The organism is Thermogutta sp. (assembly GCF_039793925.1).
In the GTDB taxonomy this organism is placed as follows: domain Bacteria; phylum Planctomycetota; class Planctomycetia; order Pirellulales; family Thermoguttaceae; genus Thermogutta.
This window is the reverse complement of sequence record NZ_JBAMME010000376.1, coordinates 38,397-57,870: the sequence shown is the minus strand read 5'-3', so window position 1 is coordinate 57,870 and position 19,474 is coordinate 38,397. Positions and strand designations below refer to the sequence as shown.

14 protein-coding genes and 1 pseudogene are annotated in these 19,474 nt (G+C 55.8%); 8 read left to right on the top strand and 7 right to left on the bottom strand.

All coding sequences use genetic code 11. From position 1 onward, the window contains the following. Positions 1-182 precede the first annotated feature (182 nt). The 3 genes from ABJK56_RS20530 to ABJK56_RS20520 form a co-directional block, all read right to left on the bottom strand. On the bottom strand, positions 183-1,019 hold the full coding sequence (locus ABJK56_RS20530; protein ID WP_347246560.1) for a glycoside hydrolase family 16 protein: 837 nt from the start codon (positions 1,017-1,019) through the stop codon (positions 183-185). Positions 1,020-1,085: 66 nt separating this feature from the next. Beyond that, the gene (locus ABJK56_RS20525) at positions 1,086-3,089 is read right to left on the bottom strand and encodes a cytochrome c peroxidase (protein ID WP_347246559.1); all 2,004 of its coding nucleotides are present in this window, start codon (positions 3,087-3,089) and stop codon (positions 1,086-1,088) included. 262 nt (positions 3,090-3,351) lie between these two features. Further along, the gene (locus ABJK56_RS20520) at positions 3,352-5,541 is read right to left on the bottom strand and encodes an alpha/beta fold hydrolase (protein ID WP_347246558.1); all 2,190 of its coding nucleotides are present in this window, start codon (positions 5,539-5,541) and stop codon (positions 3,352-3,354) included. Between the two features lie 424 nt (positions 5,542-5,965). Between ABJK56_RS20520 and ABJK56_RS20515 the strand changes: the two genes are divergently transcribed. The 6 genes from ABJK56_RS20515 to ABJK56_RS20490 all read left to right on the top strand — a co-directional run bounded on the left by ABJK56_RS20515 (position 5,966) and on the right by ABJK56_RS20490 (position 10,589). Further along, positions 5,966-6,214: a zf-HC2 domain-containing protein gene (locus ABJK56_RS20515; protein ID WP_347246557.1), complete on the top strand. Its 249-nt coding sequence runs from the start codon at positions 5,966-5,968 to the stop codon at positions 6,212-6,214. 80 nt (positions 6,215-6,294) lie between these two features. Further along, positions 6,295-6,519, top strand: a complete 225-nt coding sequence (locus ABJK56_RS20510) for a hypothetical protein (protein ID WP_347246556.1) — start codon at positions 6,295-6,297, stop codon at positions 6,517-6,519. Positions 6,520-6,653: 134 nt separating this feature from the next. Continuing rightward, on the top strand, positions 6,654-6,884 hold the full coding sequence (locus ABJK56_RS20505) for a DUF2892 domain-containing protein (RefSeq protein WP_347246555.1): 231 nt from the start codon (positions 6,654-6,656) through the stop codon (positions 6,882-6,884). Between the two features lie 188 nt (positions 6,885-7,072). Then, positions 7,073-8,533: a cytochrome ubiquinol oxidase subunit I gene (locus tag ABJK56_RS20500; RefSeq protein ID WP_347246554.1), complete on the top strand. Its 1,461-nt coding sequence runs from the start codon at positions 7,073-7,075 to the stop codon at positions 8,531-8,533. Further along, on the top strand, positions 8,530-9,660 hold the full coding sequence (locus tag ABJK56_RS20495; RefSeq protein ID WP_347246553.1) for a hypothetical protein: 1,131 nt from the start codon (positions 8,530-8,532) through the stop codon (positions 9,658-9,660). The genes ABJK56_RS20500 and ABJK56_RS20495 overlap by 4 nt, the downstream gene beginning before the upstream one ends. Before the next feature lie 344 nt (positions 9,661-10,004). Then, complete coding sequence (locus ABJK56_RS20490) at positions 10,005-10,589, top strand: isoprenylcysteine carboxylmethyltransferase family protein (RefSeq protein WP_347246552.1); 585 nt, start codon at positions 10,005-10,007, stop codon at positions 10,587-10,589. Between the two features lie 43 nt (positions 10,590-10,632). Here ABJK56_RS20490 and mutM read toward each other — a convergent pair whose 3' ends face one another. Genes mutM through cimA form a run of 3 tightly spaced genes read right to left on the bottom strand, consistent with a single transcriptional unit; the run spans position 10,633 to position 16,201 of the window. Beyond that, positions 10,633-11,514 carry a bifunctional DNA-formamidopyrimidine glycosylase/DNA-(apurinic or apyrimidinic site) lyase gene (gene mutM, locus ABJK56_RS20485; RefSeq protein WP_347246551.1) on the bottom strand — a complete coding sequence of 294 codons (882 nt, stop codon included), beginning with the start codon at positions 11,512-11,514 and terminating at the stop codon, positions 10,633-10,635. A 15-nt stretch (positions 11,515-11,529) separates the two neighbouring features. Next, entirely contained in the window at positions 11,530-14,613 is a 3,084-nt protein-coding gene (locus ABJK56_RS20480) for a valine--tRNA ligase (RefSeq protein ID WP_347246550.1), read from the bottom strand. Continuing rightward, positions 14,588-16,201, bottom strand: coding sequence for a citramalate synthase (cimA, locus tag ABJK56_RS20475; protein ID WP_347246549.1), 1,614 nt, complete (start codon positions 16,199-16,201; stop codon positions 14,588-14,590). Before cimA ends, ABJK56_RS20480 begins: the two co-directional genes overlap by 26 nt. Positions 16,202-16,828: 627 nt before the next feature. Between cimA and ABJK56_RS20470 the strand changes: the two genes are divergently transcribed. Further along, a complete protein-coding gene (locus ABJK56_RS20470) occupies positions 16,829-17,701 on the top strand; it encodes a sugar phosphate isomerase/epimerase family protein (protein ID WP_347246548.1) in 873 nt (290 codons plus the stop codon). 194 nt (positions 17,702-17,895) lie between these two features. After that, a complete protein-coding gene (locus ABJK56_RS20465; protein WP_347246547.1) occupies positions 17,896-18,399 on the top strand; it encodes a hypothetical protein in 504 nt (167 codons plus the stop codon). A gap of 6 nt (positions 18,400-18,405) precedes the next feature. Here the strand turns inward: ABJK56_RS20465 and ABJK56_RS20460 are convergent. Continuing rightward, a pseudogene (locus ABJK56_RS20460) lies at positions 18,406-19,474 on the bottom strand (hypothetical protein); the annotation flags it as partial.

Below are 19,474 nucleotides of genomic sequence, written 5' to 3'. Positions count from 1 at the left end.
GTGCCTCCTCACCTTCGCATTGGATGCTCAGCAGAAACTTCCTCGGCTTTGGTGCCAATTCCCGTAGCTCTTACCCAGAATAGGCTATCAGCGGGAAGGGTGCAAAACACAATTGCGCAAAAATGATTCACTTTTGCGCAAAACGACGGTGCGTGAGCGCTCCGGGAAGCTTCTTTTAGGATTTAGTCGTCCACCACTTGATAGACTCGGACGTAGTCAATGAGCCATTCTTCGGGAAGCTGCGCTTTTTTGATGTCCCCCGCCCAGGGACCGATTTCCACCGTCAGCTTGATGTAGAGCGGAACCTGACACACACCACCGGCACTGGTCCGCCAGGTTTCCTTTCCATCGACGTCGAACACGTACTCGTCGGGCTTCCACCACAGTCCGTAGGTGTGAAATCCCTCAAGCACCTCCGGTCTACTGAATGTTGTCCCCGCGTGTTTGTGGTCCTTGCCATAACCGTCCCAATGGAGGTTGCTCGTCAGGCGCCCGTCACGAAAAGGCATTTCCACAATGTCGATTTCCGTGCCGTCGCGGCCTTCGTCGCCCACGCGAGTGACTCCCGCGCCCATCAGCCAAAAGGCGGCCCAAAGCCCTGGCTGCTTGGGATGGGTGCAGCGACACACAAGATAACCGTATTTGACTTCGTACTTCCCCCGCGTGGCAATCGCGCCCGAGGTGTAGCGGTTGCCGTCTTTTTTTGTCCGAATGACAAGGTGTCCCTTTCCGTCAAGATAGGAATCCTCCTTCACCCAAAATCCATCCCGCCGCGGCCAGTCTCCGTAAATCTCCCACTTGGTCGTATCAATTCTTGTGCCGTCGAATTCGTCATGCCACACAAGTACCCATTTCTTCCCTGAGGGAAGTTGCGGCAGCGGATCCCGGAGCTGCAACTGTTCTGCGGAGACGGATTCTGACGATTCAGCACTCGCAGCCTTGGCGGCCAACAATTCGAGGCTTCCTCCCAGCGTCCAGCAGAGAACAACGACAAACGCTTGACAGCGGACCTTCAACATGGCCTTTTTCTCCTTCGAGCGACACGAAGATCACCATCGAGTGAAAGCCATCACTTCGGATAACGCTCACAGGGATCGCACGAACTCGCACAGGTCGTGCAACTCCTGCTCCGTGAGGCTCCGGACATCGCTACCCGCTGTTTCCCCGTGTTTGCCGTCCCGGAACAGTTCCTCAAGAGTCAGATAATGCCCGTCGTGCAGATAGGGCGCAGTGCGCCAAACTTCAATGAGGGTGGGCGTATCAAACTCGCCCGAGCGGTCAAGCGGTCCCCGGCTTCCCACGTTGTGTTTCTTCAAATCTGTATAGAGTGGCTCAGGATGGCAGTGATGGCATTTGAGCCGTTCGCTGAAGAACAGCTCTCGCCCCCTCCGGGCGGACTCGCTTAACTGGCCATTGACGAGATGGGGGCTTGGCACCGGCCGCAGTGACTTCAGGTAAGCGTCAATCGCCTGCGCGTCTTCCTCAGGACGAACGGCAAACTGAATATGCCGGATTCCCGAGCGGACGGCCTCTTCTGCATTTGCCCGAACACCCTCCCACATAGCGGGTGGCGTCTGATGAGCCAGGAGGAGACTCTTGTTGTTCTTCGGCGTTCCCAATCCGTCATTGAGGAGATCCCAATTGAGGCCGTCAACGCGGCCATCCGGGTGGCACGTGGCGCAGCTCTGCCAGTGCTGAAAACACAGGCTGGCGTCGTGGAAATAGAGTTCGCCCAACCGTTCTTGAGTGAGAATCGGTTTTGGTCCTAAAGACACATAGCTGAGCCGTTGGTATTTGGAAGCCTTTAAATCAACAACAGTCACGAGGTCCCCAAAGTAAGTGGCAACGAAAACTTTCGAACCTACCAGGGCAAGGCCGCGCGCCCCTTTGACGATTTTTTCCGAATCAGCACTCAAATAGTCGTACGGTCCCAACCCATAAAGGGGAATCCGCTCCTTAAGCCCGACAAGAAAGGAGAGGTCGTTGGGCACATCTACGGCGCTGAGAGAGGTTTGTGAGCCATCGTAGCTAACCCCGGCAGCCTGGGCGGCCTCCGGGGTCGGCGGCAGTTTCTTCAGTTTTTCTAGCACGGCAGGAATATCGATGACGGAGATCTCGTCTGTTGAGGCGTGGGAAACCACGAGTTTCTGACCGTCGGCAGAACAAACAACGGCCCACGGAAGCGCAGCACCGAGATCCACGTCATCCAGAAGAACAGTATTGAGGACTCGCTCGTTCTGCACATCGATAATCGTCAGCGCATTCGTATTCATCCAGCCGCGTTCAAGCTGCGTGGTGGGCATCTGGTACCGCGACAGGACATGAACAACGTACACCCATTTTCCGTCGGGCGAAATCGCGAGGCCGTGAACATCGGTCGAGCCGTTGGGCAGTCGGATCGGGTGAACTTCGAACGTTAGCGTATCAATGGATGAGACGACAGCCGCCACGTCGTAACTGTCACAGCGATCCAGCGGCAGAAGGTTGGCCACAAAAAGCCGCTTTTCATCCGGGGTAAGCGCCGCGGCCACCGGTTCGCGGGTAACCGCCAGCCGTTTCTCCTCACGTCCGGCAACCAGATCAATGATCGAGACGGTATTGTCGAATCTATTGCACACAAAAAGTCGAGAATTTTCTTTTGATAAAGCCAATCCCCCAGGCGTGTGGCCTACCGAAATCTGACGGATTTGTGCTCCATCGTCACTTTTTAACTCAGCAACGATACCATTTGAAACCCCGGCCGCTATATAAATCACCTTTGCATCCGGACTGATCAGAAAATCGTGGGGATCTGCTGGCGTGTTGATCCATCGCGTCACCTGCTGGCTGGCCACATCAATGACGGCAATTCTGGCGGCGTCCTTGCATAAGACGAATACACTCGCGCCATCCGGCGTAGCACGCACCTGCCAGGGACCGAGATAACGCCCGCTTGTTTCTTCCGCCCAACTTGTATCAGCCTTAATTCCTTGCAATTCGAAGAGGACAGCCACCAGCCATAAAAGACCGAGGATTTCCTTTGTGAGGGACATGATTTGCTTTGACAAAACGTTGGTAGTTACCCAGATATCGCTGCCTTTCATGAGCATGCGTCCACCACCCGGTGAATTTCCGGTGAATCAAAAAATGGGGCCACTTTGCAACTCATCGTCAATCGACCCCGCGTTTTGACTTCCAAAGGCGAGTCCCTCTTTGAGAATGCCCCCAGGCACATTGTCAGTGCTCCGGCCAAGTTATTGGGGTCCACAGGTACGTGCTCCCGCAGCCCAGTCGCATTTTCCGGTAGCGATCGTCATGCGTCAACCGTTGCTGCCAACTGCGGATTTTTTGGCGTCCTGGTAATGAGCCGTATCACCTTGCCGGGGGATTCCAGTTAAACTGCCTATTGAGCCAGTCGTAGGTCTGCTGCCGAATCTCCGGCGGAAAGCCGTGCTCAATGTCCGGACGGATCACCACAAGTCGGTCCTCCGCGCCGTACAGGCGAAAAACATGCCTCGCCCTGGTCGCCACTTCGCGGACACCTTCGACGTCAAAGTTGTCATCCCGCAGCGGTGCGACGACAAAAACACTTCGCGGGGCCAGGGCCGCGAGAACCTCATGAAAATCAAATGGCATTCGCCTGGGATCATTCCCGAATACGTCCCTCACGCGTGGCATGTAGCGGTCCTGGGCCCAGGGGTCAATTTTCCCGCCGTAGTAGCGATGGAAGGCCGTAAACCCGCAACTGCAGATGACCGCCCGAATACGCTCATCAAACACTGCCGTGAAGAGTGCGTTATGGCCACCAAGAGAATGACCGATCACGGCTATCCGGTCTCGGTCGACCTCCGGCAAGGACTCAAGCAAATCTAGAGCACGAACGTTGTCCCAAATGGCCTTCATCGACCCGCTCGCATACTCAGTGTGGCTCCGAAAGTCATAGGGATGCTCACCAAACGAGGGATAATCGGGCACCACGCACACGTAGCCCCGGCAAGCCAACTCATGGGCATAAGGGTAGGCAGCTTCCGGGCGGGTGCCGGCAGGTTCGTCTTTGGCAAGATGCGTGGTTTGATGCAGACACAAGACAGCCGGATGGCGTCCCCGGATTTGGTGCGGAATCAGCAAATAGGCTGGGACGCGGTCGAAGGGATCTGCCTGATACGTGAGCTTGATCCGCCGATAGGATTCCGTCTCCTGAGATTCGATAACCTGAACGTCTAAAGGCACACGCATCTGTGGACCGGGCAAGCCGCCCATGACCGCCTCCATCCCCCTTTGGATGTGCCATCGGCGGTATCCCCAATCTTTCAGCGATGTGATCGAGTGAATCTCACCGCCTTCACTGGAAAACTGGAGTGGCTGCTGATGATTCTGTCTTGCCCACAGAGGAACTTCCTCGTGCGGTCTGGACTCGCCATCGCTTTCGTATCCCAGGTTCTCAAACCAGAACAAGCCGTTGCGATCAGCCGCCACAAAATCAACGTCCCCATCCCCATCCAGGTCAGCGGCTTTGGGATCCAATCCCCAGCCAACGTCCACAGCCTCAGCAATCGGGTACCGCTTAAAGACATGACTGTGCTCATCATATTCGTAGGCATAGACAACTGGCACGTGCCATTCACCTGGGTCACGACCATCGTGTCCCAAGTAGCGCTTGCCCGTGATTACCTCCGGCCATCCGTTGTCATTGACGTCAGCGAGGAGGAGCGCATGGGCCTGCGACCAACTGGTATCGATCGCGTGGAACGTCCAACTCCGTGTTCCGTTCTCCTTTCTTTGTTCTAACCAGTAAAGCCCCACATTATGGCCCCGTCCCCATACGATATCGGAATCTCCATCCCCGTCCATGTCTGCGACAATGATCGGGACGCTGGCATCCGGGTGGAGTTCGAACTCTGGTTGCTTCACCCATTGCAAATCATCCGGAGCGCCTTTCTGCTGCCACCAACCACGCGGTGTCACGATGTCCCCGCGGCCGTCGCCATCCACGTCGCCGAATCCGATTCCGTGGCCGGCAATCTCCTGGGGCAGATCGTGGCGGTACCACGCTACGCTTCCATCCGATAAGCGCTTGAACTCCCACCAGGCCGCGAACTTCACGCCGTTGGGGAGTATATCCTGTTGCCCGTCGCCGTTGATGTCGTAGAGCCGCCCCGTCTCCATCGGCCCAGGTTTGGCGATCTCCCGGACTTCCCAGGGTCCCAGACCGGCACCAGGATGCCGAATCCAGAGGAGAAGTTCACTCCGATAATTGGCGCTGAGGAGGTCATCCCACCCGTCTCCGTCAACATCCAGAACGAGATTCGAATAGTCGTCGAACCGTCCCCGGATGATGGGCACATCGCGAAGGAAATGGCGTTTCCAGGTGGGTGCCTCATACCACCAGCCGCCGGAAACGATATCTAGTTTGCCATCGTGATTGACGTCCACAACACCGCAGGCACAGAATTGGGCATCGGGATCGAGGACGTGAACCAGAAAATGGGGAAACCGCAGATCGCTGCAGATGACGGCTCGGGATTGAATCCACCCAAGGAAAAGCAGTGTGTAGAAAAGCAAGACTATCCAGCCGGAAGACCGGCCAAAGGTTTTGCTTCGACCCAATGTTGGCGATCTCGAATCATCAGCTTGGTTCCAAAACGAACAACACTGGCGCGGCATGCTCTGGTCTCCTCCAACCACGAGGGACGATCCGGCCCAACTTAACGCCGCGACCCATTCTATCGCGCTCCGCAATCCAAACCAGATCGTCAGCCCGTAGCTTCCGCGGAGGGTACTGACGTTGAAGGTTTGCTGCCAGGGCCCATTCGTGGAATCTCGGTTCCGGCTTGGCCGCGAGGACCGAAGATACCAGCGGTTGGCAAGTACCACTTGCCGTATTCACAGCCTGGGTGGGGCCGGTCGGTCAACCGTTGTAACCTGGGACCCGGGTTGAACATCCAACCGTAATGAACCACCTGACCCCTGGAAGAAGGCTGTAACCATGAAATGCCAAGACCTTCTTGCCGCCTTGAATGCCTACTTAGACGGGGAAATTGACCCCCAATTGTGTGAGGTTCTTCAGCGGCACCTGCAAGGGTGTAACCCCTGCCGGGTTGTCGTGGACACACTCAGGCAGACTGTGACCCTGTACAAGGGTGAAGAGCCCTACGAACTACCCCCGGAACTTCACGAACGTCTTCATAACTACCTGCGGCAAAAGTGGCAGGCAAAGTTCAAGACGAAGGTTTAATCACCGAACTGGCACTTGCCGCGCTGCCTGATTGCAAGGCGGACTCACCTTGTCGCCATCGCTGGGAGGATTAAAGAAAAATGAATCGTGACGCACTGATTATTCTGCTCTTTTTGGGATTGTGGATCGTCCTGAACAAGTGGGTGTTGCCCTGGCTCGGAATTCCGACCTGTATGAGCGGGGGTTGCTGTGGGACACCTTCGTGCACCATCGAACCCACCGCTCAGGAGAAACAGCCCTCCGATATGTCGGACCAAAAGACATCTCAGTCTCCCCAACAGGATGGTCCCTTGGTATCGCCGTGAAGAAACTCAGCGTTTGCGAAAAGCAACTTAGGAACATCAAAAACGAAACTCAGCCGAGAGTTAGGCTGAGTCTGTTATGAGCATATCGGTTTTGAAGTGGTTTGATAAGCCTTCCCAATAAGGAAGTCATGGCTATGACGATCGAACGCGGCTTGCGACTTATGGCCGGAGTCGTGGTCACAACGAGCGCGGTTCTCGCGTGGATCCACTCTCCGTATTGGCTCATTTTGACCATTTTTGCTGGGCTGAATCTTTTCCAGTCGGCTTTTACGAATTGGTGCCCAGCGGTCTGGATTCTGAGCAAGCTCGGTCTTCCGCCGTGCTGTCCGTGCGATTCCCAGAAAACTTCTCCGATGCCCGGATGAAGTCCTCCGCGACGCACCGTTGTCCTACACAGGCTTTTTTCCGATAATGACGATTATGTGCCGACTACGGTAACTTGATGGCGCTGTTTCCATCGCTATCCGATATCACATGACGCTGGGCTCTCGAGTGCCGTCACTCTCGTGCAGGGACAACGTGTGCACTCCCAGACACCCGATGGCCCAGCTTTGTGACCAGTGTTTCACTGCTGCGGAATGAAGCGATCTGGTTACGTTGCTTCGTGGAAAGGGTCGCACTGATGCACTATCCCTGGTGGTACGTCCCCGTTCTCACGGCGCCCATGCTCATCGCCATTATTGCGGTGTTACACGTTCTCGTCTCCCATTACGCTGTGGGTGGCGGACTTTTCTTCGCGGTGGAAGTGTCTCATGCTTACCGCACGGGCAATCGGGAATACCTTGCTTACTTGAAGCGCCACGCCCCGTTTTTCATTCTTTTAACGGTCGTCTTCGGGGCCATCACCGGGGTGGGGATCTGGTGGACCATCGGCCTCGCTTCTCCGCTGGCCACTGAGGTCCTTATCCGGACCTTTGTGTTCGGTTGGGCAACGGAGTGGGTCTTTTTTGTCCTGGAGTTGACTTCTGCTTTCATCTTTTATTACTACTGGGATCGACTTCCGCCGCGAACCCATCAAGCGATAGCCTGGATTTACGGGATTTCAGCCTGGATGAGCCTAGTCCTCATCACTGGTATTACGGCCTTTATGCTGCATCCGGGAACGTGGCTGCAGACTCCCTCGTTCTGGCGTGGATTCTTCAATCCGCAGTTTGTGCCACAGGTCATTTCGCGGACGGGTGGGGCCATTTTGCTTACCGCTTTGTACGTCTATCTGCACAGCTCGCTCACTTTGCCGAGTGGAGAAGTTCGAAACCTCATTATTCGGCGATCCACTCGACCGGCGCTTTTGGGAGCCGTTTTAATCACCTCGGGCGGGTTGGCGTGGTTGGCTTTCTTGCCACCTTCTGCTCGGATGGCCCTGGAAGCGGCTGCCGTCCTGACAGTCCTTATGGTGCTAATCTTTGCCCTCACAATCGTAGTATTTGTGCTGTTATACCTGGGCCCTTATCGAAATCCCGGCTGGATGACGCCCGGCTTCGCGGTGGCTCTGCTGCTGTTTGGTCTAGCCGCTTTCAGCACGGGAGAATTCATCCGCGAGGCCGTCCGAAAACCCTACGTCGTTTATGGGGTGGTTCTGGGAAACCAAATTCTTGAAAAAGAGGTCCCCCAGTTTCGGAAAGAAGGCTTTCTACAAAGCGGCCGGTGGACTCGCCAATTCGTCGCCGAACACTACCCACAGGTCATGGAGAATGGGCATATTCTTCCGGACAAACTTCTTCAACTTTCAGAACAGGATCGACGGTTGCTGGGGCAAGTGATTTTCATGCATCATTGTAACGATTGCCATGCGGCCGATACGGGTTATTCGGCGGTTGGCCCGCTGCTGTTCTCACGTCCCCGAGATATGCTTGTTGAGATGGTCCGGCATCTAAACGAGACACACTATTTTATGCCGCCCTGGTCGGGGACTCCGGAGGAAGCAGAACTCGTGACGGACTATCTTTTGTCGATTGCTCCGGAACGCCCCCACGGCATTTATCCCACGCTTGAGCAATTGGAGGCACGTCGATGATAGAACCGGTGGATCCCGCAACCCTGGGCCCGTTGCCCGCACCCTTCTGGTTCATCCAGTTCTTCAAGGTCCTTGGATTTATTCTGCACATGGTGCCGATGAACCTGTGGTTTGCGGGGATGTTTTTGGCCCTCGTGCTCTACAGGCGTGAAGGTCCCGCGCGACACTGGGCAGAACGTATGGCGACACTCATGCCGGTGATCATCGCGTTTGGTGTGAACTTTGGAATAGTTCCTCTCCTTTTCATTCAGGTGGCTTATCCGTGGGCATTTTACCCCGCCACGATTTTGACAGCATGGTTTTGGCTGGCCATCATCGGCTTGCTTCTGATCGCTTACTACGGGGTGTACGCCTTTGCCTTTGGAGTGAAACCAGACCGTCCCATGCTGGCATGGAGATACGCAGCGGGCTGGGTCGCGGCTGTGTTTTTCCTGATCATTGCCATTCTTCTCTCCAACGGAATGAGCTTGATGGCAGCCCCCGAAAGATGGAAGTCGATCTGGCTGGCGCACCAGCTGGCCGGAGCAGCGACAGGAACGGGGCACAATTTCGCCGATTCCTCCCTCTGGCATCGCTGGCCAATGGTGTTGGGCATGGCCTTTCTCACCACCGCCGCGTGGTCTCTTATTGATGGGATGTTTTTTGATCCAAAAGCTGACGGCTCGTACCGCCTCTGGTTGACAAAGTATGCCTTCGTGATCGGGATAATAGGTGCCATCGTTTACATAGGTTCCGGAACAGGTTATGTTTTTGGTTCCTGGCCTAAGGATGTTTTTCACTATATGTGGAGCGGTTGGCGACTGCCGCTGACCTTCCTGACTGGGGCATCACCAGCTCTCATCCTGGCGGTGTTGTTCTTGGTTCGGATCAAAGGGCTCTCCCCGCTGACGGCGATCTTAGCAGGGGTTGCGCAATTGGTGGTCATCACTCTCAATGCTATCAGTCGGCAGATCGTTCAAAACATTGAACTTGCCCAGTACTCACCGGTTTGGAAAATCCCCGAAAAGCCGGATTGGGGGCCCATGGTGCTTTTTCTGGGAACGTTTGCCGGGGGCACCGTGGTCCTTGTATGGATGCTCCAGCAGCTCGTCCGTATTCATCGCGGGCAGCCTTCAGTTGCCGAATGATGAGGCTGCGATTGTTTAACCGGCCCCGGGCTATTAAGCGGGCGAAGGAGAGGGGCTTTTGATAGCATCGCGAATCGAGAAAGAAGTCTGCGGCGCTATCAAAGCAGCATCGCTCAACATTGTGCCGCTTCACGTTCGCTTGACAACACTAACTGGATCTGATGTTCTGTGGTTGGATAGCTTACGGGCTCCGTGGTCCGCAGGTAGTTCAGGCATCGAGAATCCAGTGATTTTGGGCTTGCCTAACTGACAGATTTTTGTTAACAATTCCTGCCAGAAATTGTAAGCACTGGGTCTTTTTCCAGTTTCTCTGCAGTGTGTGGAACGAATGACCCCAGGAAACCATGCGACTAAAAGCGGCCAAAGTTTTTATAGCACTTGTCATCCCCTTGGTTGTATTCTCCCACCACGTTTACAGTGAGGGTGGTGCCCTCAATCTCGGCATGGAAACCCTGGGCTGCGCTGCGCTTTTCCTCGCCGCCGTTGGTCGGATTTGGGCGGCTGCCTACATCGCGGGAAAAAAGAATCGGGAGGTGGTCGCCTCTGGACCTTACTCGGTCAGTCGGCATCCGCTGTATTTCTTCACGGCGCTGGGGTTTATCGGAACCGGATTAGCACTGGAATCGTTGACCCTGACAGCCATTTTTCTGGGGATTTTTGTTATCACCCACTGGCCGGCCATGCGGCGAGAAGAGAGACATCTGAGCGACTCCTTTGGCGAAAAATATCAAGCTTACGCCAGGGCCACGCCGCGATGGTTGCCGCGATGGTGGAAGTTCCACAGCCCTGCTGAGGGGACGATCGACTACTCCGTGTTTAGCCGCGCGGTCCTGGACGCCGCTCTTATCGGACTAATTTATCCCGGAGCGCAAATTTTGGAGTGGGCCCATGTCCACCATTTCGTGCCGGTGCTGTTTCGCCTCTACTGAACGTGTCAAACCAGACGGGGTGCGCGGCTAAGGCAGAACATGCTCAGGAAAGGTTCTGTCGTAAACGAACCGGGAGCCGCTGGCACACCGGGCAAAAAAAGGTCGAACGCTGGGCGAGCACGATCCGGCGAATGATCCCTCTTCCGCACTGCTGGCATTTTTGACCCTCACGCTGGTACACGCGGTGTTCATTCTGATAACTCCCTGGCGTATTTTCGGGAGTTGTATAGGTACCATCCCCGAGAGTGGACCCCTGCAATGCGATAGCGTCCCGCAAAACCTGGTGAAGACTCTCAGTGAGGGTTCGCCATTGCGAACTGGAAAGATGGCAGCAGGGAAGTTGGGGATGAACTTTGGCGAGATGGAGGGCTTCCGATGCGTATATATTTCCGACGCCCGCCAGGACCGATTGATCCATCAAAGCCACCTTGATGGCACAACGTCGTTTCCGCAGGCGATCTCTGAGTTCGGCCCAGGAAATGGCGAGCGCGTCCGGCCCAATTTTATCGGGCCCTAATTCTCTGCGACACTCTTCTTCAGTAATCAGACGCACGATCCCCAATCCCCGTGTATCGCGAAAAATAAGAAGATGCTGACGCCCCGACCCACGGTCTTCCTCGCAGCACAATCGGAGTTTTAACCGAACATGGGAGAGGTTATCAGGGGGATCGACGAGGACCCGGCCCGTCATTCGCGGTTCGATGAGCAAAACTTCTCCGTTATCGAGCTGTATCAGGAGCCTTTTGCCAACTCGATCCACGTCTTCGATCTGGCGTCCGGCAAGGCGTCGGCACAACTCGTCCGGTGGGGGCACGTACTCGATGGGCTGGACGTTGAGAACGGGAACTTCTGCGCTGTGAATTCGCGCGCTGCGGAGTGGCGCGACTCCGCGTCGCATGGTTTCGACTTCTGGAAGCTCCGGCATAAGCTGCGGCGAATTTTAGGCCGTTCCACCCAACTGGGCGATTACATGAGAAACCGCTGCGTACTGCTCTTCCAACTGGCGAAGCGACTGCCGTTCTTTTTCTACGACATTGGGCGGTGCTTTTTCCACGAATGCTTGGTTTTCCAACTTCTTCCGTTTTTGCGAGATAAGGGCTTCTAATTTTGCCAATTCCTGACGTTTTCTCGCAATCTCGCGACTGCGCTCGGTCTCAGAAAGTTTGACGCGCACCGTGGCGCCATCCCCCACATACACTACGGTGGAAAGCCCCGGCTCACCGTCATCCACAAACTGGATATCCGCGCGGGCCATAGTCTGGAAGTACGGAAGCATCGGCCGCAGTTGGTTCGCCACGTCCTGCCGGGCGACAATTTCCACCTGCATTGTTTCCGACGGTGGAATGCTGTTCCGCATGCGGTATTCCCGCAAGGACTTCAACACCTCCTGGAAGCGGCGGAACTGGTCTTCGATCGCCGGGTCTTGATCTCCCGGCGAAGCGACCGGCCAGGGCGCGATCATGATGCTTTCCGCCGCCTGGACTGGTTGTGGCAGGCCGCGAATCGGTGCACCTTCCGCCAGCAATTGCCACACGTGCTCCGTGAGGAACGGAATCATCGGGTGCAGTAGCCGCAGCAATGTGTCGAGTCCGTGGACAAGAAGTCTCTGGGCCGTCGGGCGGCTTTCCGCAGATTGCAGCCGAACCTTCACCATTTCCACATAGAAGCTGCAGAATTCATCCCAGGCGAAATCATAGAGCGTCCGCGCCGCATCCGAAAAGCGATAATTCTCGAGATGATCCGTTACCTGCTGAACCACCGTCGCCAGGCGGCTCAACAGCCAACGATCTTCCAGGAAGAGTTCCTCCGGTGGTACCGTTCCCGGTGAAAATCCTTCTAGATTGAGAAGAACGAATCGCGCGGCATTCCAAAGCTTGTTACAGAAATTGCGGGCGAGTTCAAACCGTTCACTCACCACCGGGCCCCGTGGGAGGGCCTTATCTTCAGGTTTTTCCGCCCATTGCGTGGCGAACGGTTTTTTACAGTGCGGGCATGTGATGCGTGGGAGAATTCTGTTCTCGCGGGTCTGCTCGATGAGTTGCCCACAGTGGGGACACTCGAAACTCACCGGCATGCGGATGTCCTGCGTTTCCGTTGTCAAATAGGCCAGGCCATAGCGGAGCGCATCCGCTCCGAATTTTTCCATCACGTCCACGGGATCGACGCCGTTCCCTTTGGACTTGGACATGCCTTCTCCGTAACCGTCGAGGATTTTGGGGTGAATGTACACATCCTTGAAAGGAACTTCTCCGACGTTGTAAAGTCCGGCCAGCACCATCCGCGCCACCCAAAGGGTGATGATGTCTCGGCTGGTGACCAGGGTGTTCGTGGGATAGAAATAGCGAAGCTCGGGCGTATCTTCGGGCCAACCGAGAGTGGAGTGCGGCCATAACGCAGAGCTGAACCACGTGTCCAGCACATCTTCTTCCCGCCGCAGGGTATGTCCCGGGACAGCGTCAGCAGGGAGATCTTCCAGGGCACAGATGAGCCACTGGCGATGTTCTTCGTCCCAGCGCCACACCACGTCGTCCCGTCCCGCAAACGCTTCCTGCAATTCTTTTTCGGTCGCGGTATCGCAGTACCAGATGGGGATCTGATGCCCCCACCAGAGTTGTCGGCTGATCGGCCAGTCTCGTTTCTCACTCAGCCAGTCAAGGTAGGTCTTCGCATAGCGCGGTGGAATGATCCGCACTCGTCCGTCGATGACCGCATCCATGGCCATCTGGGCCAGACGTTCCATCTTCACGAACCACTGATCGGTCAGCAGGGGTTCGATCGGTGTCTTCGACCGATCGGAGTGGGCCAGGTCGATGATCCGCTCTTCCACTTTTTCGACCAGTCCGAGCTTCTCGAGGTCCGCCACCACATTCTGCCGGGCCTCCATGATGGTCTGCCCCCTGTAAGCGCCCGCGTTCTCGTTGAGCGTCCCATCGAGATTGAGGATGTTGACCATCGGCAAATTGTGGCGCAAGGCCACCTCATAATCATTAGGATCGTGGGCAGGGGTGATCTTCACGCAACCGGTTCCCATCTCTGGTTTGGCCCAGACATCCGTGATGAGTGGAATCGGACGGTTCTGCAAGGGGAGGAGAACCTGCCGGCCCGCTAGGGCCATGTCCCGCAGTTTGAGCAGTGTGGGCAGCAGTGTCTGTCGCCGCTGTCGCAGATCCTCTAATTCCCGTTCAAGCTCGACTCGCTCTTTTTCGCTGGCCCCGTTGAGTCGTTTCCGCAACTCACGTTCAGCTTTATCTAGGGCAGCTTCGGGATCGGGATGGACCGCTACCGCCGTGTCGCCGAGCATCGTTTCCGGACGGGTGGTCGCCACTGTCACGTACTGCGGCTCGCCTGGCTGTGGATCAATGACCGGATACCGGAAATACCAGAAATGACCGGGCACCGGCTCGTGAAAAACTTCGTCATCGGCAACCGCCGTCTGAAGAAGCGTATCCCAGTTCACAAGGCGCCGGCCCCGATAAATCAGCCCGTCTCGGAATAGGCGGAAAAATGTGTGCCGCACTGCTCGGGCGCAAATGGGATCCAAGGTGAAGCGGGTGCGCCGCCAATCACAGCTACAGCCCATTCGTTTAAGCTGATCCAGGATCCTTTTTTCGTACGCGTCCTTCCATGCCCAAATCCTCGCCACAAGCCCTTCGCGTCCCACGTCGTGGCGAGTCTTGCCCTCTTCAGCCAAAAGCCGACGCTCCACAACGGCCTGGGTGGCAATCCCCGCATGATCGGTGCCGGGAATCCACAGGGCATTGAAACCCTGCATCCGTTTCATGCGGATGAGGATGTCCTGAAGGGTATTGTTGAGGGCATGTCCAAGATGAAGGGCGCCAGTAACGTTGGGAGGGGGAATGACTATGGTATACGGTGTTCGATTAGGATCAGGATCAGCATGGAAATACCCGTGCGACTCCCAAAAAGGATACCACCGTGATTCAGCTACTTTGGGATCGTACTGTTTCGGTAAATCCTTCATAAAACCGGATGCCTGATTAGCGTTCGCGGCTTGCTCCGACATTTTCGACCTTTTCCCTTGCCTGTTGTTCTCGTTCCTCGTCCTTGCAGAGCTTGTACTCGTAGCTATCGGCGAGAGCGATCCAACTTGCCTCGATGATATTCTCGCTTACCCCGACGGTGCCCCAGGAATCCGTCTCATCGCGGCTCTCGATCATGACTCGCACACCAGCGGCCGTGCCCGCTTCTGAATTGATGACCCGCACCTTGTAATCCACCAAATGCATTTTTGCAAGATTGGGGAACGTTCCATTGAGCGCTTTTCGCATCGCTGCGTCAAGAGCGTTCACCGGGCCGTCGCCCTCGGCAACCTCGTGGCGGATTTCATTGCCGACCCGAATTTTGACAGTCGCCTCGGTCACGATGCGACCGTCGCTCTCTGTTTCGATGTTAACGCGATAGGCCAACCGCTCAAAGTGCGGCTTGAACGTTCCGAGACACTGTTTGACCAAAAGGTCAAAAGATCCCTGAGCGGCCTCGTACTGATACCCGGCATGTTCCCGTGCCACAACCTTGGCCAAAATCCGTTCCAATACCTTCGGGTCGGCCTGAATATTCAATTTTGCCGTAGCTGCCATAATGTTTGACCGCCCCGACAACTCGCTGACCAGAATCCTACGCTCATTCCCCACCAATTCCGGGTCGATATGCTCATAACTCTGCGGCACCCGAGCGACGCCACTGACGTGCATCCCCCCTTTATGGGCGAATGCGCTCCGTCCGACATAGGGCTGATTGTTCCGGTAGGGCATATTGACCATCTCATAAACGAATCGGGAGAGGGCTGTCAGATGCCGAAGAGCGTCGGGTGTTAGCACCTCGTAGCCTTTTTTTAGCCGCAGATTGGCAATAACTGAAATCAGGTCGGCATTTCCGCACCGCTCCCCGAACCCATTGATCGTCCCTTGCACCTGGCTTGCTCCCGCGTCGACGGCAGCAAGGGAATTGGCGACCGCCACATCGCAATCATTGTGGCAGTGAATTCCTACCGGAACCGGCAGAAGTCCCACCACCTTCCTTGTGATTTCCGCCACCTCGTCGGGCATACTGCCTCCGTTCGTGTCACACAGCACGACCATTTTGGCCCCCGCTTCGGCGGCCAGTCGCACTGCGGTCAGGGCGTATTCGCTATCGTATTTGTAGCCATCGAAAAAGTGCTCAGCATCGAAGATGACATCCCGACCCTGCCCACGAACATAACTGATCGTATCGGTAATCATTGCGAGGTTCTCTTCGCGCGTGGTCCGGAGGACCTGCTCAGCCTGAAACGCTGAAGCCTTTCCCACGATTGTGACCACTTTCGTACCCGCCTCGAGAAGGGACTTGATTCCCGGATCTTGGGCAACGTCGAGACCTTTTCGCCTGGTCATCCCGAAAGCCACCACGGTCGCCCTGTCCAGAGGGATTTGTGCCACCTTCTGGAAGTATTCAAAGTCCTTGTCGTTTGAAGCCGGATAGCCTCCTTCAATGTAGTCGAACCCCAGTTCGTTCAGGCGTCGCGTCAACAGAAGCTTGTCATAAGCCGAGAAGCTCACGCCTTCCCCCTGCGCCCCATCCCGGAGTGTCGTGTCATAGATCTCGATCCTCCGCATAAGGTTTCTCCTCGTTTGTGCGATGATTGGCTTCGTTCAAAACGGACGGTAAAAGGACTTTTAACAAGATCTCACAGCCGGCCGTCACTTCTCCATTGGGCGGCAAAAGCGAAAAGCCCCGAGGTTTTTGGGGACCTCAGGGCTTCGGGATGCTACTAAAAATTTACCGGCCCACGGTCCCCCTGCTCAGCCAATAATAATGCCAATAATCCGACCAGCGACGGTCACAACGTCGCGAGCGAGATTATCGGCGGCTGAGAGGGGCAGGATCGCAGACACGGTTTCCAACTCCTGGTGTGCTAACTTTTTAAGTATAGCCCATCGCGAAGACGCGGCAAGTTGTCCGGCTTAGGTTTTTCCACAAAAGCTTGCGGGTTCAAGAGACCGAAAAGCCACTGGCCCATCGCCACCCCGAGTCAACGGCCCTGGCTGAGGTTCAACGAATTCGGCCCAGTGGACAGCCAATTGGGGCAACTCGGCGGAATAAGAATTCGGTACGAGAGTTCTTTTTCAAGCGCACACTCAGACCCGCTAGTCCTGGGGCTTGGGTCGCGTTAGACTGATTCACGCATCAAAACACTGATGATAGGAAAACCGTTATTTCACTCCATTCGAAAGGGTCTCACGATGCGGATTTCACGTCGTTTGATGCTCGGTTTGTGCGGGGCCCTGGCCTGGCGGTTCGCCGACCGAGGGGCATTTGCGGAATCCTCGCAAGCTTATCCAATCGGAGCGTGCGATTGGTCCCTGGGGGCGTGTCAAACGCCGCGCGCATTTGAGGTTGCCAAAGAGATTGGTCTGGACGGTGTCCAGGTCAGTTTTGGAGCCCCCGGTGAAGAATTCGATCTCCGCAAGCCGGAGGTCCGCCAGCAATATGAAGAGGCGGCTCAGCAAACTGGCGTGAAAATCGCATCCCTGGCGATGGGAATCCTCAACAATGTGCCGTTCGCCAGTGACCCACGAACGGAAGAATGGGTGTCAGATTGCATCGATGTGATGGCCGCCATGGGCCAGAAAATCGTGCTTCTGGCCTTCTTCGGTAAAGGTGACATTCGGAACCGACCCGACCTGCAGGCAGAAGTGATTCGAAGACTGAAACGATTGGCTCCTAAAGCCGAGAAAGCAGGAGTCGTCCTCGGCATCGAGAGCATGCTCAACGTGGATGACCACCTCAAAATCCTGGATGCCGTGGGGTCACCGGCCGTCCAGGTTTACTATGATGTCGCGAATATGCATTATGCAGGTTATGACATTTTCGAGGAATTACGCCGACTCGGTCGGGAACGCATTTGCCAGGTACACACCAAGGAGTACGACCATCTCATTGGACAAGGTCCCATCGACTTTCGGAAAGTGCGTGACGTCCTCGAGGAAATCGGCTACAAAGACTGGCTAATCCTGGAGGCGGCCACTGTCAAAGGGCGCCCCATCGTCGATTGCTACCGCGAGAATGCTCGCTACTTGCGATCTCTCTTTCACACTTCGCGCGCTTCTAGCTGAGGCTACAGAAAACCGTTTGACGCATAACAGGCATGGCCGGTCTCCGGGATTTCCATCCTATTTTAGGAAGATTTTTGACTTGCGCTGCACCGTAAGCTAGACAATGGTGAGAGGTACCCCCGGCAAAGTTTCGGGGCGAAAGTCATTTGGCGCTCCCTTGCCAACGGTTAGAGGTGTTTGCGGGGAAATCGGCGATGCCAACGTTTGAAGCGCAAAGCGATGCGGGATTCTACGAGCTTGTGCACCGCATACTGCTGCGCTCCGATGCGCGTACGCTTCAAGAACGGCGGATTCGGCCCCGAATGGAATTCAATACCGAGCAGCGCATCGCCCCATGGGTCGGCAAACCTCCGCGTGAAAGTGATTTTATTACCGTTCGCTGCTTCGATCTCAACAAGGGTGGCATCGCGTTCTTCCTTGATGAACCTCCACCGTTTAGCAAACTGGTGGTGGAGCTGAAGTGCCCGCAGAACAGGATTTACGTGCTCGCCGAGGTCGCCCATCACGCCCCCGTTCTCCTGTTTCCCAATGGAGATATTGTTCTCCAGGAGGCAGGAGATATCTTTGAAGAAGACCTGCCGGATTTGGGGCAACCGGTCCCCAAGATCCTTGTGGGGTGTCGATTCCTTTCTCGCTGGACGCTCTGCGAAGGCCCCGGAGCATCTGAAAAGCCAAGTTCCTCGTCGAGAACGGGCTGATGGTGATCACTGGATCACCTTCAGTAGCCCATTCCGCATGTGGCCCAGCTTTTCAGCGGACGTGATCTTTCGGCCCTCTTCATCAGTGACATAGAAAACGTCGACCACCTGGTCGAGGAATGTTCCGATCTTCGCGCGCCAGATGAAACACTTTTCTTGGTAGAGAAATCTCGAGACGTGGTAGAGCAGTCCCGGGCGGTCGTTGGCGAAAATCTCAATGATCGTGAATTCAGAATGGGAGTGATTGTCGAACTCGACACGAACTCGGGCGGGAGGAACACCGGCTAAGGCCTGACGTCCCACCTCCCACCGCCGGACGAAGACCGGTTGAAATTCCGATTGGGTCAGGGACCGCCGGATAACCTCATTAATGTCATCAATGCGCTTTGCCGGTGGCTCGCCCGGGAAATTCGGATCGCGGACGATGTACTTATCCAAAATCCAGCCGTCTGCCAGCGTGTAAATCTGGGCGGCAAGGATCTCCAACCCCTGGCTCGATAACGCCCCCGTGAGTCTGTGAAAAATGCCGCGTGCCACGTTCTCCCGAGTGGCAATGTTCCACAATAGGGTGTCGCTGTCGGGACGATACTGGACTCGAATATCGACCGGTGTCTCGCCCAGCGATGCCAACCATCGCAAATCGGAGACGATGCTCGCCACGTCTTCAGCGAGAAGAAGCCCCCCTGGCAATTCCGATAGTTGCCGGATGAAAAACGGCGAATGGGCATCTTCACCCAATGCGCGGGCAACCGCCCGACGACGGTCTTCCAGATCATTTTCCCGAAGAATGATGTCACCCGAGTCGGAGATGTACCGGGCGGTTCTCTGGAATAGCTCCGCCAGGAGATCCGCCTTCCAGGCCGTCCAATTGTCCGGAGACACGGCCATAAGGTCCGCGGCCGTAAGCACGTACATCATCTGGAGAATCTCGGGTGATCCCACTTCCGTGGCAAACTGGATAACAAGCTGTTCATCACTGATGTCGCGGCGCAGGGCGAGATGATTCATTCTCAGGTGAGAGCCAACCAGATACTCCAGGACCTCCCGCTCCTCCTCAGAAAGCCCCAGACGCGTG